Below are 569 nucleotides of genomic sequence, written 5' to 3'. Positions count from 1 at the left end.
CTATGCTATTAGCCTGCTTTGCTATCAATATACTCAGAGCAAAATTAAAGGATTAAAAACGTTCGCCATTTCTCTGTTGTTTATTGGCTTAGGCCCTTTTTTATTGGGATTTCGTGACTCAGCCCCAGATTGGCTGACGATCATTCTTTCCAATACCATCATTATCATCGGCTTTTTGCTCACGTTATATGGTGTAAGCATTTTCCGTAAATTCCCTCTCAAGTGCGCTCATGTACTCACGTTTCTGGTACCGGTATTCAGTGGCCTTTTTTATTACTTCACATTTTATTCGCCATCTATTCGTATCCGAATCATTTTTCTTAGTATCTACTTGAGCTTAGTCACCTTCTGCAGTGGCGTTGCGATGATCAAGGGAAAAAGAGACGATCTAAAGCTGCCCGTTCAAGTGATGGCGTACGCCTTCTTTGGGTTTAGTGCTTTTATGGCGGGCAGAACCGTTTGGAGCATTTGGGCACCAGAAGTCACCAGTTTTATGAATGCAGGTATCATCCACCAGCTGACGTTTCTATTTAGTATCTGCCTCATTGTTGCTTTAAGCTTTAGTATGT

At 41.7% G+C, this 569-nt stretch carries 1 pseudogene; it reads left to right on the top strand.

Annotation, left to right across the window (positions count from 1 at the left end):
• A pseudogene (locus R7E78_RS28975) lies at positions 1-569 on the top strand (GGDEF domain-containing protein); the annotation flags it as partial.

The sequence above is a fragment of the Vibrio sp. YT-19(2023) genome, from assembly GCF_033337395.1.
The sequence above is the reverse complement of the archived record's forward strand: the minus strand, read 5'-3'. Positions and strand labels throughout refer to the sequence as shown.